The following is a 22,631-nucleotide window of genomic DNA, read 5'->3' on the forward strand; positions in this document are numbered from 1 at the left end:
TTCTGGAGCGGAAGACGGGTTTCGAACCCGCGACCCCCTGCTTGGCAAGCAGGTGCTCTACCACTGAGCTACATCCGCATATGAAAGCAATAACGGCCTCCTGCACCTGGTGCGAGAGGAGGGACTTGAACCCTCACAGGTTACCCTACTGGATCCTAAGTCCAGCGCGTCTGCCAATTTCGCCACTCTCGCTGGTGACTCGCGCGGGATTCGAACCCGCGACCCCCTGATTAAAAGTCAGGTGCTCTACCTGCTGAGCTAGCGAGTCGCTCCCACTCTCCGTCTCCAGCTTGCGCTTGCAAGAAAGATTATATCATCACATTTTCAGTCGATCAAGTGGAGAGAAATATTAAAAGAATGTGAAACCGCACTACAGCGACGCAACACACGGAGATAGAACGGAATACCGCATGGTAAAATTGTCAGGGAGGCGATTAAATGGAACTTCTGGCCGATATTGGTAATACTACAACTGTATTTGGATTGCAGAAAGGCGACTTGATAACCTCGATATGGAGACTACCTTCAGGGAGGCTAGAAACGGAAGACGAGCTTTTCGCGATTCTCGAAGACCTTCTCGAAAGTAAGGGTTCATCCATCGACAAAGTCGATGGCTTATGCGTTGCCAGCGTTGTACCGAGTCTAAACAGGTCGATCCAGTATTTTGCGGCGAAGTATCTTAGAGAGCCGGCTGTCTTTCTCAAGCCGGACCGGTTCGTCTCTTTGGAACTGAAGGCCGACAATCCTGGCGAGATAGGCGCCGACAGGCTAGCTAACGTGATCGGCGCTTCAGTTCATTATGGGGCGAACGCAGTCGTCATAGATGTGGGAACGGCCATTACTATAGATGTGCTTAAGGAGAACGCCTTTGTAGGAGGTTCTATACTCCCGGGTCCTTCGACAGCGATGTCAGCCCTCTTTTCCAAAACCGCGAAACTTCCTGAAGTGGAACTATTTTTCGAAGATCATTATCTTGGAACTAACACAGAAGACAACATCAGGATCGGGATAGTTAACGGTACTTACTTTGCATTGGCCGGTATCGTCGAAAATATCCTGAAAGTCTTCGATGGCAAGGTAGATGTGATAGGAACGGGTGGCAATGTCGAGATGTTCATGGTCGAGAATGGTTTCATAACGATCAAAGATCCCGACCTGACGCTGAAGGGAATCAAAGCGTATTATGACAGAGTCAAGGAAAGCAAGAAGAGTACTGCTGGTTAATCCCTGGATAGAGGATGTTTCGGCGTACGATTACTGGTTGAAGCCTGTGGGTCTGCTGTACATCTCTTCAATCCTGAGGGATTTGGGAATCGAGCCCATTCTCGTGGATTGTTTGGACAGATACGACTCGGACTTTCTCTCTTCTGGCGGAGAGAGCCAGGAGAAATACTTCGGGACAGGGAAGTTTCATGAAGTGGTAATCTCCAAGCCGGAATCCATGAAGCATATACCCAGGAAATTCAAACGTTTTGGAATACCCGAAGAGCTGCTCAGGAGGAAGCTCCGTTCCACGGGCGAGGTGGCCGGAGTTTTCGTGACTTCGATGATGACCTACTGGTACAACGGGGCGGTCGATACGATACGTGTGATTCGCGAAGAATTGCCGACCGCCAGGATAGTTCTGGGAGGGATCTACGCAACGCTTCTACCCGATCACGCGGCTGCCAATTGCGGTGCCGATTTCCTCTGCCCTGGAACCGGTATCGCTCCGATAAAAAAGGCGCTCGAATGTCTCGGCATAAATGCAATACCGCGCGAGGACTGGTTTACGGCGCTAGACCCGGATTACTCCCATTACACACGCCTGCCTTACGCGGTTCTCCTGACGAGTCTCGGGTGCCCTTACAGGTGCACGTACTGTGCAAGCGGTAAACTCTGGAAGGGGTTTTCAAAGAGAGATCCTGTGGCGATAGCCGATTCGATAGAGAACCTGACCGATCGCGAGGAAACTGAAGATGTGGTTTTTTTCGATGACGCTATACTCTTCGGTGATTTCAAGGCTCTATTGAAAGAGCTTTTGAAAAGGAAGATAGTCAGGAGGTTCCACCTGCCCAATGGCGTCCACGCGAGGCTGCTGGATGAAGAGATGGCCGGGCTCCTCTACGACAACAATTTCAAGACGATCAAACTCGGACTTGAAACCTCGGATCCTTCGATGCAACTTTCGACTGGTGGAAAGGTGACGAACGAAGATTTTTTCAAGGCCGCGAAAAATCTAGCTAACGCGGGTTTTACGTCCCGCGAGATGAGCGCCTACATAATGCTCAACCTGCCTGGCCAGAAGGTGGAGGATGTTGAGCGTTCGCTGGAAATGTGTGGTGAGCTCGGGGTCTATCCAAGTTTAAACGAATTCACCCCGATACCTGGAACAGAGCAGTGGAAGACTCTCATCGAGGATGGCGTTTTTGATGAAGGGATCGACCCTCTGCTTCTTGACAATTCCCTGCTTCCCCACTGGTGGAAGAAAGGCATGAACGCGTCGCAGGTTCAGGCCCTGAAGGAGATGGAGTGGAAAGTGAGGAGGTCTCTCGATGGAAAATGAAATTTATCTGGGCTTTGGAAGCAACCTCGGGGATCGTCTTGAAAATTTGAAGATGGCCTTCGATGGTTTGAAAGAGTGTGGAGCGGTTTGCAAAAAGGTATCGGCGGTTTTCCTATCCTCTCCTTATGGGGGAGTTGAGCAACCGGATTTTCTCAACTGCGTCGGCAAGTTCTTTTTCTGTGGCTCTCCGTATTCTCTGCTCGATGCGATATTCCGGATCGAGGAGTCTCTGGGGAGAGTCAGGAGCGTGAGGTGGGGACCGAGAACCATAGATATTGATATTCTTCTCTACGGTGAGGAGATAATCGAAAGTAATACTCTCACTATTCCCCACAGCGATATAATAAATAGAGCTTTCGTTCTGGTTCCGCTCTTGGAAATAGACAGCGGTATAGTCGATCCCAGAAGCGGGAGACCTTACAGCGAGTTTCTGGACAGGCTGGACCGGAGCGAATGGCCAGAGATATACATGAAAGCCGATGATTTTGCCCGTGCGGCGGGCCTGGAGGTAAAATAATGAGAGCGAAAATTCCTTTGATACCGGTGATGATTTTAATTGTCATGCTCCTTTTAGTATCGTGCTCGACAGCGAAAGAAGAGTTAGTTCCCGGCAGATATGCGGGGTTTAAACCGGGCGACTATATGGACCTTTCATCGAACACTTCAATTGGCGGATCGATCATGGATCTCTCCCTGGATGGCGAGACTTTGCTCCTGGAAAAGCGTTTCGCCAGGGGAATGGAAGAGTTCATAATTTACATCGCCAAGTTCACTAAATCTTCACAAACGACGAGTTTCTGGTACAACCTGATCCGCGAAGTCTCCAACGATTTCAGATCCTTTGTTAGCGCCCTGCCATTGATATACGGAGAGTTCCAGGGCGAGGTACAGAAGGGATACATGAGGGCCTGGTTCTCAGGGAAGTGGCTTTACGTATTCCTTGGAAAGACCAAGAGCGAGGTGAACTCGGCGGTTAAAGCCTTCAAGGAATTCGAGAAGTTGCTGGTGAAATCAATTGATTCGTAAGCCTTACAGAGACCTGAAAAGCTACCTCAAAGAGAGATACGGCCAGGCCGTTCAAAGGATCCCTCTGGATGCGGGATTTACTTGTCCCAACAGAGTCGGTGGGGCTGGTGGATGCATCTATTGCGATTCTACCGGGAGTGGATTCACCGTTGATTCAAGGCTCTCACTTCTCGATCAGCTCCAGAGAGGAATGGACGGGCTCAGAAAAAAAGGGCTTGGGAAGTTCATGGCCTACTTTCAAGCCAACTCGAACACCTTCGCCCCGGTAGAAAGACTCAGAGAACTCTATAAACAGGTATTGATAGAAGATGTGGTCATTCTCGACATTTCTACCAGACCCGATCTGGTCGGCGAGGAAGTGCTCGAACTTCTTGATGAACTCTCCAGAGATATTGATGTGATACTTGAGCTGGGTCTTCAGAGTGTAAACCCCAACACGCTTAAGAAGATAAACAGGGGTCACACTCTCTCACAGTTCGTAGATGCGGCTATAAGGGCGACAAAGCACAACATCGAGACAGTTGCACACGTCATAGTCAACCTACCTTGGGATACAATCGAAGATGTCGCGGAGGCGGCCAGACTGCTTTCTGTACTCGGTGTGAAAGGGGTAAAAATCCATTCACTTTACGTTGTCGAAAACACCGAGCTGGCCAGGCAGTATCTGGCTGGCGAGACCGTACTCACGAGCCTGGACGTTTTTCTCGAGAGGGTGGTTACTTTTTTGGAATATCTGGACGAGGATGTGGTAGTTCACAGACTGGTCGCCGATCCGCCGATCGAGGGGACGCTTTTCGGAAACTGGGGTTTTTCAAAATTACAGCTGTTGAATATGATAGAGAAAAAGATGATAATCGAAGGTAGATACCAGGGTTCGAAAGCCCTCAAAGTTAAGAGAGGAAAGTGAAACGGGTGATCGCGGCAATGCCGAGGAAAGTCCGGACTCCATGGGCGAGGATGCTGGGTAACACCCAGGGGGAGAGATCCCCGGTAAGGGCTATAGAGAAGCAAACCGCCTACGGGCAAGGGTGGAAAGGTGAGGTAAGAGCTCACCAGCTGTCGGGTAACCGGCAGGCTTGGCAACCCCCATCCGGAGCAAGTCCAAGCAGAAAGGGTTTGAGGGCGCCCACCGAATCCCTTTCGGGTAGGATGCTGGAGGGTTATGGTAACATAACCCCGAGATAGATGATCACGCGAACAGGATCCGGCTTACGGTTTCACTTTCCCTTCTTTTTTGGTGTGGATTATGAACATACCGATGAACAGAAAAGAAATGTTACGGCGTGGCTGGAACAATCTAGATATAATACTGGTTACGGGAGACGCCTTCGTCGACCATCCTTCATTTGGAACGGCGTTGATCGCAAGGGTTCTCGAAGCGGCCGGCTGGAGGGTGGGAGTGATCTCCCAGCCTAACTGGAAGAACACCGACGATATTTCGGCACTCGGAAGGCCGCGCCTCTTCTTTGGTGTTACGTCCGGCAACGTTGACTCCATGGTCGCCAACTACACCTCCTCTGGCAAAAAAAGAAAGAGCGATGACTACACTCCCGGCGGTGCGGGCGGTGCAAGACCCGACAGGGCCGTGATCGTGTATTCGAATCTTATAAGGCAGGTCTTCAAAGATGTGAATATAGTTTTGGGTGGGGTAGAGGCCAGCCTGCGAAGATTCTCCCACTACGACTGGTGGAGTAACAAAGTAAGAAAATCCGTACTCCTCGACTCCAAGGCCGATCTTCTAGTCTATGGAATGGGAGAAAAACCGATTCTGGAGATTTCCAGTAGGATAGCTTCGGGGGAACTCCCTGCAGACGTACCAGGAACGGTCGTCTGGAGTTCGAACAGACCCCGGGGGTTGGAGCTTCCCTCTCATGATGAAGTATCGGCCGATCGCCGGAAGTATTTCGAGTCGGTAAGGCTTCTTTACGACGAAACAAACCCGGTGCGTGGACAGCTTATCTACCAGCTTCAGGACAGCCGATTTGTCATACAGAATCCTCCCCCTGGAATAGATTCAGACGATTTGAACGGATTTTACCGTCTGCCATACACCAGGCAGGTCCACCCGGTCTGTCTGGAAAAGGGGCCGGTAAAGGCGCTAGAAACGGTCAAATATTCTATAACCACTCACAGAGGCTGTTATGGTCAGTGCAATTTCTGCGCCATAACACTTCACCAGGGGAGAACTGTGGTTTCCAGGAGCGAAGAATCTATCATGGAGGAAGTCTCTCTGCTGGTAAAAAGCCCAGACTTCCGCGGCACCATCACAGATCTCGGTGGACCTACGGCCAATATGTACGGCTACGAGTGCCCGGTTAAGCTGAAAAAAGGTGCCTGCAAGGATAAGCGATGCCTCTTTCCGGAGGTCTGTGCCACTTTGAGACCCGACCACTCTAGATATATCAACCTGATGGAAAAAGTCGCTTCGGTTCCCGGCGTGAAACATGTTTTCATTTCCTCGGGCATAAGGTACGATCTGATCCTCGCCGATAAGACTTACGGAAGAGAGTTTCTCAGGAGACTTATCGAGAGACACATCTCCGGTCAATTGAAGATTGCGCCGGAACACAGCAACGACAGGGTCCTCGAGCTTATGGGTAAGCCTTCTAGAGAGACTCTCGAGGAGTTCTTGCAGGAGTTCCATGAATTGTCGAAGGGCAAAAAGCGGTACGTTATAGGCTATTTCATCGCCGCCCATCCGGGATGTCGGCTGGAAGATATGGTTCGACTGAGACGATTCGTTGCCAGAGAGATGAATTACAGACCGGAACAGGTGCAGATATTCACGCCCACACCTTCGACGATCTCGACTGCTATGTACTTCACGGAGCTGGACGGGCCTGAAGGTCGAAAGATATTCGTTGAAAAATCCTTTACCGGTAGGATGAAGCAGAAGGCTGTTCTATTGGGTAGAGAGCACCCTAAATAGCGAACATCACAAGGATATACCCCGTTCCCATTAATAGAGTAATGAGGGTCACGGGCAGGGAGAATTTCAAAAAATCGCTGTAAGTTAGTTTTTCCCGCGAGTTCTTTTCGATCAGTCCGACGCCGACCATGTTAGCCGCCGCTCCGGCCAGCGAGAAGTTTCCACCAAAGCACGAAGCTATAGACACTACCCACCAGATGTCGGTGGTTATGCCGTATCTCGATATCATTCTACTGATTATCGGTATCAGGAAAGTCACTGCAGGGACGGCTCCTATGAAACCGCTCAATAGCGACGACAACCAGAAAAGCACCAGAAAGAGAACTACTTTGTTTCCAGCCATAACTCCCAAAGCATCGGATATGAAGGCCGTGATACCGACCTCTTGAATTGCGAAAGCGAGAACGAAAAGACCTATGAAGAAGAAAATAGTATCCCATTCGATATCTTCTGAAAGCTGAGCGAAATTCCTCCCACTGAGCAACATAGCTGCCGCGGCACCGGTAAGAGCGATTATGGAAGGCTCGATTTTCAGAAGGCCGTGGATCAGGAAGCCGATTATAATTGCCAGAAAGACCACCAGGGACTTTATAAGACCGGATCTGGACAATATCGCTTTCGATGGATCCATGCTGGCCAATCTTTGAAGCTTGTCTTCAGTATTCCTGTAGGGTTTAAAAGTTACTCTGTCCAGGTAGATCACCATTACGATGATCGCCAGGATAGATATAAGACCGTCAATCTTTATAAAATCCATGAAACCGAAACCACTGGCCGATCCAATCAATATGTTCGGAGGATCTCCGATCAATGTGGCCGTACCACCGATGTTGGCCATAAGCACTCCGGCGAGCATGAAAGCCTTCGGTGATACACCCAAAGCGTCGGCAACCAGAAAAATGACCGGAGCGAAGAGAAGTATCGTTGTCACATTGTCTAAAAAGGCCGAGAAGACCGCTATCGTTACCATGAAAAGCGTCATCAAAAATCTTAGCCTGCCTTTTGTAAGGCGTACCACATAAACAGCCACGAACTCAAAAAAGCCTGTTGTCCTGAGGGTACCGACTACTATCATCATCCCGATCAGAATTCCGATAGTGTTGAAATCAACAAGCCTACCGATCTCCTTCATATCGAAATCGGGTATGATTTTAGAGATCAGGATCAATGTTCCGGCAGCGAATGCCACCGTAGAACGGTTTAGTTTTCCGGAGATTATCAGTATATAGGCGACAACAAAGATCGAAAGTACATAGAATAACTGCAAAACTACTCACCTCGGAAAATCTCGTGCAAAAATCAACTATATGAGTATAACACTACCACAGTTTTTTTGAACCAACTAAAAGAAAGGAAAGTCATATTAACACCCGGGGTAGCCGGAAATAATAAGGAGGTCAGAGTATGAGAAAAGTATTTGTAGTTGTCTTACTGGTTCTAGTATCGGTGGCTTCTCTGGCCCTGGTCAACGAAGGCTACGAAAGCCCCATAGTGAAAGTAGTGGAAACGGCCGGACCAGCGGTAGTTAAAGTTGATGTAGAAGCCACGGCAAGGTATACTCCAGACGATTTATTTGGATTCGACGAATTTTTCAGACGTTTCTTCGGCGAGATTCCCGAACAGTCGCGAAAAGTTGTGGCACTCGGTTCGGGCTTCATCTTCAACAAAGAGGGGTACATCTTTACCAACGAACATGTGGTTGCAGGAGCCGAGAAGATAACGGTCTCGCTTCTTGACGGGAGCGTTTACCCGGCCAAGTACATCGGTGGCGATGCCGATCTCGATATAGCGGTCATAAAGATAGACCCTGATGGAAGAGATCTTCCCATAGCTGAACTGGGAGATTCCGACACCCTGCGAGTTGGAGAATGGGCGATAGCCATAGGAAATCCCCTCGGATTGAAGCACACCGTTACGGTAGGAGTAATAAGCGCGGTCGGCAGACAGATACCCAAACCCGATGGAAATAGCGTATATTCCAATCTGATACAGACTGACGCGGCGATAAATCCTGGCAACAGCGGTGGACCCCTTTTAAACATATATGGCCAGGTTATCGGCATCAACACAGCGATAGTCGATCCTGATGTCGGCACAACTCTCGGCTTTGCGATACCCGTGAATGTGGCCTTAAGGTTCGTAGATTCGATCATCGCGACAGGCTCAATCCAGAGGGCTTATCTGGGAGTCTATCTCGATAATGTCACTGAATCGACAGCACGATCCCTGGGTCTAAAAATCGACAAGGGAGCTCTGGTAATGGACGTCGTGAAGGGTTCGGCTGCTGACAAAGCCGGAATAAAACCGCAGGATGTCATAGTGAAATTCCAAAATCTCGAAATCAACAATTCATCGGAACTGAGAGCTGCCATCCTCAATTATCCAGCCGGTTCGGAAGTGTCGGTCGTGGTGAACAGATTCGGTGAAACCATAGAGCTTAAAGTGATACTGGGAACTATGCAGGAACAGGTGCAGGCGACAGCCCCAAAGGAACAGAAGCCAGCCGAGAGCAGCGTTCTTGGTATTACAGTGAACGATATAACTCCATCCGATAGAGAGAGGCTTTCTCTTCCCGAAGATCTCAGAGGCGTCATAGTCAGCGGTGTGAATACGCAGGGTATCGTCTATAGACTGGGACTAAGTATCGACGATGTGATAACCAGGATAAGTGTGAACGGAAATCAACAGGCCATACAAGGTGTCGATGATTTCAAGAAGGTTGTCGATAGCTTGAAGAAGGGCGATTACATAGCCTTCTTTATCTATCGCGACGGAGTGAGATTCGTAGCCTCATTCCAGTACTAAGGATCGAAAGGAAACACCGCCACTCTTTCGAGTGGCGGCTTACCCCCGTTAACCCCTGTGCTGAATCATATGAATTATTATAGCATAGGGGATTTTTCTTTCAAAACTACGCGCGGGCAAGTAAGAGGACAGCCTCGGCTACTGGCAGTTCCTCTACGCTCGCCATCGCCTCAACTTTAACGACACCCATCTTCGTCTGTATAACTTTCACTTCATATTCAAGCACGCAAGGCGGTCTAACCTGACCCCTGAAGCGGGCTTTCTCGATACCTGCAAATAGCGGTGTAGAACCTGGTTCCAGAAGAAGCACCCCGGCCGTCTGAGCGAGTCCTTCGATTATAAGCACGCCCGGATATATGGGGTAGTTGGGGAAGTGACCCTTGAAAACTTCTAGTTTTTCATTGATATCTTTGAATGCTTTAATGTGAGAGGTTCCCATTTCGATAACCCCATCCACCATGAGAAAGGGGTCTCTGTGTGGGATCCTACTCATTACGAACTCTCTGTCCATTTCCATTGTTTCGTCTCCTTTCTGTACGCTTTCCAGACGACCAGTTGGAAAAACCGACCGGAAATCGTACGTTAACTCCCTATTTTTCTATGGTATATCTTTGCTTCGAATTAGAAGCACAAAGATGCCAAAGGAGCGGTGAATTTGATAGCGGCCGGAAAAAAACTCATTGAACTTCTAGATATAGAATTTCCAATAATTCAGGGAGGAATGGCCTGGATCGCAGATCACTCATTGGCGAGCGCAGTTTCGAATGCCGGCGGGCTTGGCGTGATAGCGGCCGGAAATCTCGATTCAGAAGAACTCAGAGAGGAGATAATACGAACCAGAAGATTGACCGACAAACCCTTCGGAGTCAATATAATGCTTCTCTCCCCGCAAGCCGGGAAACTGGTAGAAGTGGTGTGCGAGGAAAAAGTACCCGTGGTCACGACCGGTGCTGGCAACCCAGGCCCCTTCATGGAGAGATTCAAATGCCACGGAATTAAGGTCCTGCCGGTAGTTGCGTCGGCCGGTTTGGCGAGACGGATGGAGAAGCTTGGTGCCGACGCCGTGATCGCAGAAGGTATGGAGGCCGGAGGACACATCGGAAAGGTGACCACCATGACTCTAGTACCGGTCGTTGTCGATACCGTCACCATCCCGGTCGTGGCGGCCGGAGGTATCGGAGACGGTAGGGGATTGGCGGCAGCCTTTGCACTGGGGGCCAGCGGAGTTCAGATAGGAACGCGTTTCATCTGCACTTTCGAGTGTACAGCCCACGGGAAATACAAAGAGCGGATACTCAACTCTTCCGAACTCGACCCTGTGGTCACCGGTTCATCGACGGGTCATCCTGTCAGATCGCTAAGAAACGGTCTCACCAGGAGGATAGAAGAACTAGAGAGAGAAGGGGCGGGTTTCGAAGAGATAGAGAAAATCGCTGTTGGCGCACTCAAAAAGGCCTCCAGAGAAGGGGACGTCAACAACGGTTCTGTAATGGCCGGTCAGGTCTGTGGGATCATAAAGGAGATCAACACCGTAGAAGAGGTAATTGGAGAACTGGTGGAAGAGGCCAGAAAAACAATCGATTCTTTGGGAGGTAAGGGTTTATGGTAGCTTGGTTATTTCCCGGTCAGGGTAGTCAATATGTGGGAATGTGCAAAGGACTTTACGAGAGCTGCGCTTCGATAAGAGATAACCTGGAGCTTTCGGGACGGCTCCTCGGATTCGATATGGTAGATATTATGCAAAACGGTCCAGAAGAAGTGCTGAAATTGACTCAGAACGCTCAGCCGGCGATTCTGGCTCACAGCATAGCGATTTCCGATCTTCTGAGCGATTACGGCTCGAGGCCCAATATAGTGGCCGGACTCTCGCTCGGAGAGTTCAGTGCGCTGGTGGTTGCCGGATCGCTAAGTTACTCTGACGCGTTGAGACTGGTGAGGTTGAGGGGATTGGCAATGCAGGAGGCAATCTCTCCTGGAGAAGGCACTATGGCCGCGATAGTCGGTTTACCCGAAGAACTCGTAGAGAGAATCTGTGGGGAGGTTTCCCCGGAGGGAGACGTGATAGTGGCAAATTACAACTGCCCCGGACAATTGGTCGTCTCCGGTCTGACGGCATTGGTGAGAAAAGTGGTCCTACTTGCCCAGGAGCGTGGTGCGAGAAGGACGGTCGAGCTTTCGGTAAGTGCACCATTCCATAGCAAATTCCTTCAGCCCGTCGGAGAAGTACTGAAAGAGTTTTTAAAAGGCATCCAGGTAAGGGCTCCGAAGATACCCGTCATATCCAACGTGACGGCCGAGTTCTTTCCCGACGATCCGGAAAAGATAAAGGAGCTTCTCATAGTTCAGGCCTTCAGCCCGGTGAAGTGGGAACAAACGATCAGGAAGATGCTTTCCATCGGTGTCGACAGATTCGTGGAAGTTGGCCCTGGAAGAGTGCTCAATTCATTTGTGAAGAAGATAGACAGAAACGCACAGGTGAGTTCTACGGATGTGGAAAATCTGGCTCAACTGCGTGAGATAGAGATAAACGCATAATAAAAGAGGTGAATTACTGTGGAGAAGACTGCAAATATCAGAGAAAAGGTAATTACTATCGTAGCACAGCACTTGGGAGTGGATGCAAAAAGCGTGTGTGGAGATTCGAGATTTGTCGAAGATCTTGGAGCAGATTCGCTGGACCTTGTCGATCTCGTAATGGAGCTGGAGGATGAGTTCTCTATACAGATAAACGATAGTGAAACGGGAAAGTTCAAGACCATCGACGATGTAGTATCGTTTATAAACACGCTTGAAGAGAAGTGAAAATGAAAAGAGTAGTAATCACCGGCCTGGGAGTCGTCAGTCCAATAGGCAACAATCTTTCTGAATTCTGGAACTCTCTGAAGAACGGTAAATCGGGGATCGACTGGATAGAGGGCTTCGATACCTCCCAGTTTCAGGTTAAGATCGCCGGACAGGTGAAGAACTTCGATCCATTGAGGTACATGGACAGAAAGGAGGTCCGAAGGAACGCAAGGTTCGTACAGCTGGCGATTGCCAGCGCACAGGAGGCCTTCGAAGATAGTCGTCTAGATGAAAGCGTATTCGACAGGGAGCGCGCCGGCGTGATCTACGGAGTCGGTCTTGGAGGGATGGATGTTTTAGAGGAGCAGCACGGACAGCTCCTATCAAAGGGGCCTGGAAGGGTCAGTCCCTTTCTAATCCCCATGACCATTGCCAACATGGCACCGGGTGTGCTGGCCATCAGGTTCGGTTTCAAGGGTACGAATTTCACGATATCGACTGCCTGTGCCTCGAGTACGAACGCCCTGGGTGAGGCGGCCCGGCTGATAGCGGGAGGTCTTCTAGATGTGGCGATTAGTGGGGGCAGTGAAGCGACGATAACACCCCTGGCGCTTGCCGGATTTGCCAACATGACAGCCCTTTCAACAAGGGGTCCCGAAAGGGCCAGCTGTCCTTTCGACCTGAATCGCGACGGTTTCGTTATGGCAGAAGGTTCGGCGACTCTAATTCTCGAGGAGTATGAACACGCCCTGAAAAGGCACGCAAAAATATACGCAGAAATCGTTGGCTACGGTTCGACGGACGATGCGTATCATATAACCTCGCCAGAAGAATCGGGAGAAGGTGCTTTCAGGGCAATGGTAATGGCTCTCGAGTCGGCGAGGATTGATCCAGGCGAAGTCGATTATCTGAACGCTCACGGCACTTCCACTCCCCTGAACGACATAACCGAAACAAAAGCTATCAAGAGGCTATTCGGATGCAGGCAGGATCTGAACATCAGTTCTACGAAATCCATGCACGGACACGCGCTGGGTGCGGCCGGAGCGATAGAAGCGGTAGCCACGATAATGGCGATGAACAACTCTCTGGTACCTCCGACGATAAATTACGAGACTCCCGATCCGCAGTGCGATCTGAATTATACTCCAAACAAAGCCTTCGCCAGAGAAATACAATTCGCCATGAGCAACTCACTGGGTTTTGGCGGACACAATGCGACGCTTCTGTTCAAGAGAATTTCATAAGCTGAGGAGAAATTTGCCACACTCTGGAAGGGGCGCAGAAGCGCCCCGTTTTTTATTGTTGGACAATCGATGCAAGTCTATTCACAGCCAGTTTCACGGCAGGCGTTCTGAAGGGTTTGGCTTGACTATCGAGCTGAACCAGCCAGCCCGCTTCCTTACGTACCAGATTGATGTAAAACCTCTGGCTGTAATCGTTGTCAACGGTTATCGTTTCCACCAGGTAACTTTCTTCTCCCATTGATTTGAATACCCTCAAAAACTTCACCAGAGATTCGCCCTCGATTATCGGAACATTGTAAATCTCTTCCAGCCTGTCCATATCGATTTCCCCGCTCAACCACTTGTGAGGCATCTCTTCCTCCTTCAAAACATCGCGCCTGGCAGTACTGCTCTCGAGAGTGCTGTAAAGCCTGAAAATCTGCCTTCCTGCCGATAGCCACTTGGCTTCATACCTTGTGTTCACCCCCTCTGAGGGATTCTTTTCCATAGCTCCTATATTGTATAATCCGGTCGATTCCAGACTCGAGACCATCCCAAGCGCGAAGTCTTCCGAATCGGTGTAAAGTTGAAAAAAACCGCCTGGTTTCAACACCCTCGAGACCTTCTCCATGAACTCTCTACTGTTCAAGCGTCTACCCGAGTGTCTCTTTTTGGGCCAGGGGCAGGGGAAATTCATATAAACTCCATCGAAAGAGTCCGACGGAAGGACTCTGTCCAGCGCGAACTGCGCATCTATCAGGAGAACACGAAGGTTTTTCAAACCCTTTCTCAGGACGGATTTAAGGAGTTTCTGGCAGCTAACCATCGAGAGTTCAAGCCCAACAAAATTCCATTCTGGTTTGTTCTGAGCCATCTGAAGAAGAAACTCGCCACCTCCGAAGCCTATTTCGAGGAAGTTCGGACCGGCACGATGGAAGAGTTCTACGATCTTCAAAGGCAGCTCATATTCGGTCGCATCGATGAAATTTCCTAAAAAATGATCCACTTTTCTCTCCATTAGCGCTCCGTGATGTACGTTTTTCCATCTAGAAGATTGTATCCGAAATACGTTTCCATTTCCAGTATTTAACACTCTAAACCGCGTACGGGACTATGCGTCGCGTTCGTTAATGATATAATTATCCTAACTCTCTGGAGGTGAATATGATGCACTTTGATCCTTCGAAAATCGAAGTACTATATTCGGAAAAAGATCTCGAGAGAATTGTAGAACGGCTCGCGAGCGAAATAAATGCTTATTATACGCCTATCACCGATGAAATCACGGCCGTCTGTATTTTGAAAGGATCGGTACACTTTTACAGTGATTTGCTCAAGAGAATCAATCTAAAGGTGAGATACAATTTTGTTCACGTTTCCAGTTATTCGGGAAGTTCAACTACTGGTCGGATAAGGGTGAAGACCTGGGTGGACGAGTCGGTTACCGATAAATACGTCCTGCTGGTTGAAGATATCGTCGATACCGGTGGGACACTTCGATACATAATAAACTACATATGGAAGCAGAAACCCGCCGGCGTGAAGCTGGTATCGCTTTTCGAAAAGACTATTCATGAGCACGGTGTCAAAATCGATTTTACCGGCGACAGAATAGGAGATCTGTTCGTCGTTGGCTATGGGCTGGACTTCGATGAAGTGTACCGGAATTTGCCGTATGTGGGTTATCTGAAGTCGGACTTATGAACAGAGGAAGTATTACGGTACTGGTTATTTCGATTTTGCTTTTGTGTGCCTGTGCGATATCAGTCGCGTTCGTTCTGAAGAGTGTTCGTTCGTTTCGTGATACTAGCAGGCTAATGGTAGAGGCTTCTATCAGGAGAGGTGTACTCGAATCTGCAAAGAAATTGCTGGACTTCAGTGTTGAGGAGAAATGCGAGTTGTATCTTGAGATGAACGGTTACTCTCTGAGAACGGAGTTCGTTAATGCCAGATGGTTGGTTCGGATAGAGAGCGGGGATTTCAAAAAGATAATATATGCCGAGGGTAGGTGACTCACTTTGCTGGCTATATCCATAGATTCCGGATGTGCTCCGGTCAAGGGATTCGTAAAAAAGCACGGATTGTTTTTTATGGGTATGAAAGTGATAATTGATGAAAAAGAATACGGCGACAGTTTCGAGTTCCAGGAAAATGAGTTCTATAAAATAGTAGATTCTTCCAGAGACTTTCATACCGCGCAACCTCCGTTGGGTCAGGTGCTTGAATACTACAACGACATCAAATCTAAAGGCTTTACACAACTTCTCGATATACATTTTTCCTCAAAGATGTCGGGACTTTACGAAACATGCCTCATGGCGTCAAAAATGGTAGAGGGCCTGGATGTGTTTGTGGTGGACACCAAAAAGGTCTCTATAGGTGCTTTTTTGGTTTCTAAGAGGTTGATAGAACTTGCCAAAAGTGGAATGGAGATTTCCAGAGTGTTGGAGGAAGTGCCCCGGGCGATTAGCAACTCTTTTATGGAATTCAGCGTTCCAACCCTGAAGTACCTGATTAAGAACGGTAGAATAGGGAAGGCTCAGGGTCTTGCCGGGACACTCCTGAACATAAAGCCGATTCTCTCAGTGGACGAAGAGGGTTTTATAACTCCTATAGCCAAATTGAGAGGGATGAAAAAACTCCAAGAACAAATGGTTTCGAATGTTGTCGAGTTTCTCCAGGAAAGAAGGAAAGACGTCGTTCTCTACTCCATATACGGTAGCGAGGAATACCGTCCCATGATGGAGGAGACCCGTGATCGGGCAATTGAGGCTTTGAAGGAGACGCTGGGAATAAGGCTGGAGGATCTAGAGCTTATTAATGGTCGTATCTGGCCCACCATAGCCTGTCACAGTGGACCCGCCGTTTTCGGACTGGCCTGTTACGGGGAGAAGAACAGTTCATAATGCTCCTGGAAAATTTTCTGAAGTGCGCTGAAGAGGTAATTTCACTTTTCGAAAGAGAAGGCAAAGAGGCTTCGCTACACTCGGAACTGGTTAGACTCTCTTCTCTGATAGACCCGGAAGAGTTCGATTTCTTTCCTTCTTTGAAAGAGTACCTGGAGAAGTTCCTGTCATATTTCTCACCCCTTGACTCTCTGCCTCGTGACAGAAGGATGACAAGGATAGAGAACGGCCATAAGATGATCGACAAACTCCGCGAAATCTTCTTGGTCAGAAGCGAAGAGGAAGTTATGAGCCTGCTGGGAAAACCCGTTGCGGCAGCGACTTCGATCAAGTACGCCACCTCAGTCGGTGAATCAAGGTCGAAGATACTAAAGCGAATGGGAATAGAGACTGCGGGAGATCTCGTAAACTACTTTCCGCGCGACTACGAAGACAGGAGAACGATAGTCCCCATATCCTCCATAGTCGTTGAAGAGAAGGTCAGCATAAAGGGGAAACTTCTGAATTATTCGGCGAAAAAAGTCTCGGGTTACACCATCATTTCAGCCGTTGTGAGCGATGGCTTCGGTCAGATTCTTCTCAAGTGGTTCAATCAGGACTATATTCTGCAGAGACTGGTTAAGGACCGTGTATATCTAATACACGGAACCGCGAAGAAAACACCTTTCGGTCCGCTGGAAATGAACTCGCCAGAAATAGAGAAAATTGAGGGAGAAGTACCCCGGGAGATCCTTCCGGTTTATTCTCTGACCTCGGGCATATCCATGAAAATGATGCGCAAGATAATGAAAAGAAACCTTGGGGTAGTTAAGTCGCTCGATGAGTTGTTGCCAGATTTCGTCAGGCATGAGAGAGATTTGATGTCTAGAAGACATGCGATGATTTCGATCCACTTTCCCCTCAGTCTTTTCGAGATGACGAGGGCCAGAAAGTACCTCGTCTATGAAGAGTTCTTCCTATTCGAGCTGGCCATTCTTTACAACCGTTCCCGGCTGAGAAAGAGCAGGGGAGGTATCGCGAAAACCATCACCGGTGAACTCTCGAAAAGACTGATTGCGAGATTGCCTTTCGAACTTACAGGCGATCAGATCAAAGTCTTTGAAGAGATAAGGGAAGATATGAGATCTTCCAACCCTATGAATAGGCTGCTCCAGGGTGATGTCGGTTCCGGCAAGACCATGGTGGCCGAACTGGCAATGGTGGACAATTTCGAAGCCGGTTACCAAAGTGCTTTGATGGTGCCGACTTCTGTTCTGGCGATGCAGCATTTCGAAAAGCTGTCCAGCGATCTCGAACCGCTCGGAATAAAAGTCGAACTACTCACCGGCTCGCTCAAGAAGAGCGAGCAGGATCGAATCAGGCTCGGTCTAGTTATGGGGGAGATAGACATCGTTATCGGCACGCACTCACTGATACAGGAAGGCGTCGATTTCGAAAATCTGGGCTTGATCGTTGTAGATGAACAGCACAGATTCGGGGTGAGACAGAGGGAGGCACTGACCACGAAGGGGCACCTCGTCGACAGCCTCATCATGACCGCAACGCCTATTCCTAGGACCTTAGCCATGACGGCGTATGGCGATCTCGATGTATCGACCATCATAACCATGCCCAAGGGGCGAAACCCAGTGAGGACACTACTAATCTCCAGAAGCAGGACGCGCGAGCTGTATTCTTTCATAATGGAAGAACTGAAAATGGGACACCAGATCTTCTTCATCTATCCGTTGGTGGAGGAGTCGGAACAGATAGATCTTAAAAACGCTACCGACGAAGCGGAGAGGTTGAGAAGCGAAATCTTTCCGGGTGTGGGCGTAGAGCTTCTGCATGGAAGAATGAGCGACCTTGAGAAACAGGAAGTTATGGGGCGTTTTCGCTCGAAGGAGAGCATGATACTCGTTTCGACGACAGTGGTCGAAGTCGGCATAGATGTACCCTCCGCAACAGTTATGGTGATCGAACACCCGGAGAGATTTGGGCTGGCGCAGCTCCACCAGCTCAGAGGAAGGGTCGGAAGGAGTTCGTTGAAATCTTACTGTATCATGGTCTTGAACAGTGGTGTATCTAAAGAAGCGCTCGACAGGTTGCGCGATTTCTCCAGTACGTCAGACGGTTTCACGGTTGCGGAACTTGATCTTAAATTGAGGGGTCCGGGCGAATTTATGGGGTTGAGGCAGCACGGTTTGCCGCAATTCTCACTTGGTGACATAGTTAGAGACTCCGATCTACTCACGGCCGCTCGTGAAGATGCGGCTAAACTGCTCAGGAGCGATCCGGATTTGCAGAGTTCGGGTGCATTGCGCCTTGAGATAGAAAAGAGGTTTTCCGACAGTATTAACCTGATAGAGGTGGGATAGTTGTTGACGTTGACTGGCGGCGAATGGTCCCGTAGAAGGATAGAGGTAACGGCGAGAGAAGTGACCCGGTACACCCCGCAGATCGCTAGAAAAGCGATTTTCGATATAATTGATGTGGAAGGGAAAAACTTTCTGGACGCCTTTTCCGGGAGCGGCGTGATGGTTTTCGAGGCCCTTAGTCGGCGAGCAAAACAGGCGACGGCGATCGATGTTTCGCATACAGCATGCAAGACTATCCGGAGAAACATGGGTCGTCTCGATCCTTCGATGAAGCTCGAGATTCTCTGCGGGGATTTTCGTAGAATGCTGCCCCTCCTTGCGGAAAGGGAAGAGCGGTTCGACTTCGTTTTCGCCGATCCGCCATTCGATCGCAACTATATGCCTTCCTTCTTGAAATCTCTTTCGGAGAACATTTCAATTCTAAACCTCGGCTCGCTGATAATAGTCGAAACTTCAGAGGGAGAATCGCTCTTTGAAGAAAGAGAAGAGGCGCGCTTTTTAAAACTGATTGACAGGAGGAATTACGCGAACGTGGTATTCACGTTCCTGGTGATGTCAAATGAAGTTCCTCGTTGACGAATCGCTTTCAAAACTCGGAAGAAAGCTTAGAATACTGGGACTGGACACGGCAGTTTGCAGCTGGCAAACTTTCGACTCTTTGATAGTGGAGAGAGACATCTTTTTGACTACCAGCAGGCGTTTCCTTGAAAGGGCCATTAAAAGTCGTTTACGCTGTTACCTTCTAAAATCGAACAACTGGAGGAGTCAGCTGAAGTCCGTCTTTCAGAGGTACTCGATTCGGGTGGAAGATCTAAAGCCTTTCAGTCGTTGCTCGGTCTGCAACGGTGAACTAGAAGAGGCTTCCCCTGAAGATCTTTGCTCGGTTCCCGAGTACGTACTGCTGAACAACGAAAATCTGCGAAAGTGCCAAAACTGCGGCAGGGTTTACTGGAAGGGCAGCCACGTAGAACATATGAGGTCGCTCTATCGGATAATTGCTGAGACGAGTGGTGGTAAAACTGAACAGAGTCCATTTTGAAACTTCGTATGAGAAGATAATACAAAGACTAATGAAGAGGATCTCCGAGTATTTCTCGGGTGATGTATCTCTTTACATTCTCGAAAAATACAAAGGCGTTTACAAAGAGATCATATTCGGTGAGAAGCTCCAGAGGTCCGGTCGGGAGATAAGACTCGAATCGAACGAGTCGCTGGAAGAGTTCACCACCGGTGTTTTCTCAGGGACCGTCACGGTGCATAGCCACTCGGATTCCGCCGAGGAGTCGAGAGACCTACACTTTTTGAATCATGAGGGCGATCTACTCGGTTTGCTCTCACTTCCACGTGGCTCTTATGTAGCCAGCTCCCTGAAGGAATGGATTTCAGAACTGGAGATGGCGCTTCACTATTCTCTGACACGTAACTACGAACAGGAAGGTTACAGAAGGCTGAAGCTGGCCTCGCGCCTCACATCAGTACTTGAGAGCGAAACAATGATAGAGCGGCTGATTTACTCTTCTTTGGAGGTTGCCAGAGAGATGCTAAGGGTGAGATGGATCTTCTTTCTGGAGCAGTCGGAAAGCAAATTCACTCTTAAGGCCGCGATTGGAGAGGGTAGAAATCCTCTGAAGAGCATCGAGTTCCAGCTTTCCGCCCAACAGCTGAATTATCTTACTTCAGGCAGACTGTTCATTTCGGCGAAGAAATCAGAGATTTCTTCGGTTTTCTTCGACGACGTATCGGCGGTGGGATCCTTCATCGTGGTACCTCTACTCTCTGAAGGCGATTTCATAGGCTTCTTTTTGGCCGCCGACCGGGAAGAAGTAGAAGGGGAGTTCAGACCTTACAAACATCTGGACGAGGAAGACGTGAGGTTGCTTGATGATGTGGGTCGGAGAACGGGCGTCGCGATAAGCAAGATCCGACTAACTTCTAGACTGGAACTGGAAGTCAGAAAACTGAAGCAACTCAGCAAGAGACACGAGGAATCGATAAGCGAGCAAAAGGATCAACTATTCAAACTGGGCGCGCTTCACAAGATATCTCAAGCAATGAGGAAAAGCCTCGATTATGAGAGAATTGTAAATATTCTCCTGGTCGGAGCGACACATTCGGCTGGCCTTAGGTTCGATAGAGCCTTGTTTCTGAAGAAAAACTCGCGCATGGCGCTTCTAACAGTGGAGGCAAAGATCGTGAGGGGCGAAGGCGAGTTCGAAAGGACCGTGTACGGCGATCTTTCGAGGTATCTACAGGATGTCTCGCTGGAGCGTCACTTCATAGCCGAAAAAGATAATCACATTTCCGTTTCATATCTCGGGAACATGATTCTCGAGAGAGTCGTCAACCGTCGAAAGATTGTCCATGTGACACCCGACATGGGTCGTTTCAGAAGCGAAGAGCTCTCAATACTAAATAAAATAGTCGGGGCACAGGATTATCTGGTGGCGCCGGTTTCCGGAGAAAAGGATGTTCAGGGTGTCATAGTGGTCGATAAAGTCCTGACTGGAAACAAAATAAGCAACGCCGACATGGAGATACTGGGTTTGCTGGCCGACAGCGCCGGGGTGGCTCTCGAATTGACGGGGAATTACGAAAGGTTACTGGAGATAACCGACAGCCTGGAGAAAGAAAGAAACCTTTCCAACTATTACCGTAAATTCGTGTCAAGTATACTTCAGTCTCTCGAGTCGTCGATTGTGGTCTGTTCTCCGTCCGGAGAGATAACCGAAGTTAATCGCACCGCCGAGCTTCTGTTCGACGCAAGGCGGGAGGAGTTGATCGGCAAGAAAATCGAAATTCTGGCCGATAAACTTGAGGGTGTTATGGAGTTGCTTTTCGATGTCTTGAGAATCGGTGAAACTATAACTCTCAGCGATCAGAGATTCGATAATCTCGGTGAAAGATACTTCGACGTAAAGATCACTCCTCTCAGGCAGGACAGTGGAGGCCATCTCGCCGGTGTGATTATCTCCATGGATGAAGTTACAAGGCGCAAAAAGCTCGAACAGGAATTCAAGAGCAGAGAAAAGCTAGCCGCACTCGGCGAGATGTCGGCCAGAGTTGCACATGAAATTAGGAACCCCATAACGATAATAGGCGGATTTATCAAGAGGATGGCCGCCACAAACGATAGGGAAAAGATGGGAGAATATGCGACAATATTGAGAGAAGAACTCGGAAGACTCGACGGTATAGTGAGGGAAGTGCTGGAAATCTCCAGAGCAAGAACCAGTATCCAGGAAGAGGGATTCGACCTTCTGGCACTTACGAAAGAAGTGCTGGACGGCTTTCAAGAAAGAGCTCAGGAAGATAATGTAAAGTTAATTCTGGAATCGAAAGAAGAGAAGCTGGAATATTACGCAGATAAAAATAGAATCAAACAGGTTATAATCAACCTTGTTCAGAATGCGATTGAAGCATCTGAACATTACGGAGAGGTGCTGGTAAAGATAGATAAAGACCCGAAAAATATAGTCTTTTCGGTATGGAATCGTGGAAAAGTCATTCCTCAGGAGATTCTGAAGAGAATATTCGAACCCTTCTTCACAACGAAAACTCTGGGTACCGGGCTGGGCCTTTCTATATGTAGAAAGATAGTTCAGGAGCATGGAGGCGAAATCGAAGCCGATAGCGGAGAAAAAGGCACTGTGTTCACCTTCAGATTGCCGCTTCAAAAGATAGGGAGGTTTGATCATGAAAAAGATACTTATCGTTGAAGATGAGAAAAACATGAGATTTCTCTTAAAGGAAGAACTCGAAGAAGAAGGTTACGAAGTGATTGTCGCAAGCAACGCCCAGGAGGCGGAGAACTTCCTCGACAGTGGAGTTCACTTTGACCTCGTTACGATAGACATAGAGATGGAAGGAATGAATGGTCTCGAACTGGCCGGCCTTATGAGAAAGCGGTTGCCCGACTTGAAAATAGTTCTTCTCACTGCTTACACACATTACAAACACGATCTCTCTTCATGGGCAGCGGATTCTTACATAGTAAAATCGCCTGATTTTTCCGAATTGAAAACGGTGATAAGAGAATTGATATAGATATAGGAA

The 22,631-nt window shown here is 48.8% G+C and carries 22 protein-coding genes, 3 tRNA genes and 1 other RNA gene; 20 read left to right on the forward strand and 6 right to left on the reverse strand.

All coding sequences use genetic code 11. The annotated features are described in order from the left end of the window. Positions 1–3: 3 nt before the first annotated feature. The 3 genes from MESINF_RS09800 to MESINF_RS09810 form a co-directional block, all read right to left on the reverse strand. Positions 4–78, reverse strand: a tRNA-Gly gene (locus tag MESINF_RS09800). A 29-nt stretch (positions 79–107) separates the two neighbouring features. Further along, positions 108–192, reverse strand: a tRNA-Leu gene (locus tag MESINF_RS09805). Next, positions 193–268: transfer RNA gene (locus MESINF_RS09810), tRNA-Lys, on the reverse strand. Between the two features lie 170 nt (positions 269–438). Between MESINF_RS09810 and MESINF_RS09815 the strand changes: the two genes are divergently transcribed. From MESINF_RS09815 to MESINF_RS09845, 7 genes are all read left to right on the forward strand, one after another. Continuing rightward, positions 439–1,224 carry a type III pantothenate kinase gene (locus MESINF_RS09815; protein WP_169699654.1) on the forward strand — a complete coding sequence of 262 codons (786 nt, stop codon included), beginning with the start codon at positions 439–441 and terminating at the stop codon, positions 1,222–1,224. Beyond that, entirely contained in the window at positions 1,184–2,545 is a 1,362-nt protein-coding gene (locus tag MESINF_RS09820) for a B12-binding domain-containing radical SAM protein (protein WP_169699655.1), read from the forward strand. The genes MESINF_RS09815 and MESINF_RS09820 overlap by 41 nt, the downstream gene beginning before the upstream one ends. Next, a complete protein-coding gene (gene folK, locus MESINF_RS09825) occupies positions 2,535–3,062 on the forward strand; it encodes a 2-amino-4-hydroxy-6-hydroxymethyldihydropteridine diphosphokinase (protein WP_169699656.1) in 528 nt (175 codons plus the stop codon). The genes MESINF_RS09820 and folK overlap by 11 nt, the downstream gene beginning before the upstream one ends. Further along, positions 3,062–3,571: a hypothetical protein gene (locus MESINF_RS09830; protein ID WP_169699657.1), complete on the forward strand. Its 510-nt coding sequence runs from the start codon at positions 3,062–3,064 to the stop codon at positions 3,569–3,571. Before folK ends, MESINF_RS09830 begins: the two co-directional genes overlap by 1 nt. Beyond that, positions 3,561–4,478: a TIGR01212 family radical SAM protein gene (locus MESINF_RS09835; RefSeq protein ID WP_169699658.1), complete on the forward strand. Its 918-nt coding sequence runs from the start codon at positions 3,561–3,563 to the stop codon at positions 4,476–4,478. Before MESINF_RS09830 ends, MESINF_RS09835 begins: the two co-directional genes overlap by 11 nt. Then, an RNA gene (gene rnpB / locus MESINF_RS09840) (RNase P RNA component class A) lies at positions 4,472–4,799 on the forward strand. Before MESINF_RS09835 ends, rnpB begins: the two co-directional genes overlap by 7 nt. Before the next feature lie 18 nt (positions 4,800–4,817). Next, on the forward strand, positions 4,818–6,500 hold the full coding sequence (locus tag MESINF_RS09845; protein WP_169699659.1) for a YgiQ family radical SAM protein: 1,683 nt from the start codon (positions 4,818–4,820) through the stop codon (positions 6,498–6,500). On the opposite strand, the gene MESINF_RS09850 is transcribed toward MESINF_RS09845, so the two are convergent. Next, positions 6,493–7,767 carry an ArsB/NhaD family transporter gene (locus MESINF_RS09850; protein ID WP_169699660.1) on the reverse strand — a complete coding sequence of 425 codons (1,275 nt, stop codon included), beginning with the start codon at positions 7,765–7,767 and terminating at the stop codon, positions 6,493–6,495. The two genes, MESINF_RS09845 and MESINF_RS09850, sit on opposite strands and share 8 nt — an antisense overlap. Positions 7,768–7,904: 137 nt before the next feature. Between MESINF_RS09850 and MESINF_RS09855 the strand changes: the two genes are divergently transcribed. Continuing rightward, on the forward strand, positions 7,905–9,305 hold the full coding sequence (locus tag MESINF_RS09855; protein ID WP_169699661.1) for a Do family serine endopeptidase: 1,401 nt from the start codon (positions 7,905–7,907) through the stop codon (positions 9,303–9,305). A gap of 106 nt (positions 9,306–9,411) precedes the next feature. Here MESINF_RS09855 and fabZ read toward each other — a convergent pair whose 3' ends face one another. Further along, positions 9,412–9,816: a 3-hydroxyacyl-ACP dehydratase FabZ gene (fabZ, locus tag MESINF_RS09860; protein ID WP_169701003.1), complete on the reverse strand. Its 405-nt coding sequence runs from the start codon at positions 9,814–9,816 to the stop codon at positions 9,412–9,414. Between the two features lie 210 nt (positions 9,817–10,026). Here fabZ and MESINF_RS09865 point away from each other — a divergent pair, with 210 nt between their 5' ends. The 4 genes from MESINF_RS09865 to fabF are packed head-to-tail and all read left to right on the forward strand — an operon-like array spanning position 10,027 to position 13,336. Then, positions 10,027–10,914 carry a nitronate monooxygenase gene (locus MESINF_RS09865; RefSeq protein ID WP_408631275.1) on the forward strand — a complete coding sequence of 296 codons (888 nt, stop codon included), beginning with the start codon at positions 10,027–10,029 and terminating at the stop codon, positions 10,912–10,914. Then, complete coding sequence (gene fabD / locus MESINF_RS09870) at positions 10,908–11,840, forward strand: ACP S-malonyltransferase (protein WP_169699662.1); 933 nt, start codon at positions 10,908–10,910, stop codon at positions 11,838–11,840. Before MESINF_RS09865 ends, fabD begins: the two co-directional genes overlap by 7 nt. A gap of 36 nt (positions 11,841–11,876) precedes the next feature. Then, positions 11,877–12,107: an acyl carrier protein gene (gene acpP / locus MESINF_RS09875; protein ID WP_408631276.1), complete on the forward strand. Its 231-nt coding sequence runs from the start codon at positions 11,877–11,879 to the stop codon at positions 12,105–12,107. Positions 12,108–12,109: 2 nt separating this feature from the next. After that, on the forward strand, positions 12,110–13,336 hold the full coding sequence (gene fabF / locus MESINF_RS09880) for a beta-ketoacyl-ACP synthase II (RefSeq protein ID WP_169699664.1): 1,227 nt from the start codon (positions 12,110–12,112) through the stop codon (positions 13,334–13,336). A 52-nt stretch (positions 13,337–13,388) separates the two neighbouring features. Here fabF and trmB read toward each other — a convergent pair whose 3' ends face one another. Beyond that, entirely contained in the window at positions 13,389–14,321 is a 933-nt protein-coding gene (trmB, locus tag MESINF_RS09885) for a tRNA (guanosine(46)-N7)-methyltransferase TrmB (protein ID WP_169699665.1), read from the reverse strand. Positions 14,322–14,482: 161 nt separating this feature from the next. Between trmB and hpt the strand changes: the two genes are divergently transcribed. Genes hpt through MESINF_RS09925 form a run of 8 tightly spaced genes read left to right on the forward strand, consistent with a single transcriptional unit; the run spans position 14,483 to position 22,622 of the window. Then, on the forward strand, positions 14,483–15,019 hold the full coding sequence (hpt, locus tag MESINF_RS09890; protein ID WP_169701007.1) for a hypoxanthine phosphoribosyltransferase: 537 nt from the start codon (positions 14,483–14,485) through the stop codon (positions 15,017–15,019). Then, a complete protein-coding gene (locus tag MESINF_RS09895; protein ID WP_169699666.1) occupies positions 15,016–15,327 on the forward strand; it encodes a hypothetical protein in 312 nt (103 codons plus the stop codon). Before hpt ends, MESINF_RS09895 begins: the two co-directional genes overlap by 4 nt. A gap of 6 nt (positions 15,328–15,333) precedes the next feature. Then, the gene (locus MESINF_RS09900; RefSeq protein WP_169699667.1) at positions 15,334–16,221 is read left to right on the forward strand and encodes a DegV family protein; all 888 of its coding nucleotides are present in this window, start codon (positions 15,334–15,336) and stop codon (positions 16,219–16,221) included. Beyond that, positions 16,221–18,578 carry an ATP-dependent DNA helicase RecG gene (recG, locus tag MESINF_RS09905; protein WP_169699668.1) on the forward strand — a complete coding sequence of 786 codons (2,358 nt, stop codon included), beginning with the start codon at positions 16,221–16,223 and terminating at the stop codon, positions 18,576–18,578. Before MESINF_RS09900 ends, recG begins: the two co-directional genes overlap by 1 nt. Beyond that, entirely contained in the window at positions 18,579–19,154 is a 576-nt protein-coding gene (locus tag MESINF_RS09910) for an RsmD family RNA methyltransferase (RefSeq protein ID WP_169699669.1), read from the forward strand. It abuts the gene before it with no gap. Then, positions 19,138–19,617: a Mut7-C RNAse domain-containing protein gene (locus MESINF_RS09915; RefSeq protein WP_169699670.1), complete on the forward strand. Its 480-nt coding sequence runs from the start codon at positions 19,138–19,140 to the stop codon at positions 19,615–19,617. Before MESINF_RS09910 ends, MESINF_RS09915 begins: the two co-directional genes overlap by 17 nt. Before the next feature lie 31 nt (positions 19,618–19,648). Then, positions 19,649–22,294 carry a GAF domain-containing sensor histidine kinase gene (locus MESINF_RS09920; RefSeq protein ID WP_169699671.1) on the forward strand — a complete coding sequence of 882 codons (2,646 nt, stop codon included), beginning with the start codon at positions 19,649–19,651 and terminating at the stop codon, positions 22,292–22,294. Beyond that, on the forward strand, positions 22,272–22,622 hold the full coding sequence (locus MESINF_RS09925; protein WP_169699672.1) for a response regulator: 351 nt from the start codon (positions 22,272–22,274) through the stop codon (positions 22,620–22,622). The genes MESINF_RS09920 and MESINF_RS09925 overlap by 23 nt, the downstream gene beginning before the upstream one ends. Positions 22,623–22,631 lie beyond the last annotated feature (9 nt).

Source organism: Mesotoga infera (genome assembly GCF_900157305.1).
Taxonomy (GTDB): domain Bacteria; phylum Thermotogota; class Thermotogae; order Petrotogales; family Kosmotogaceae; genus Mesotoga; species Mesotoga infera.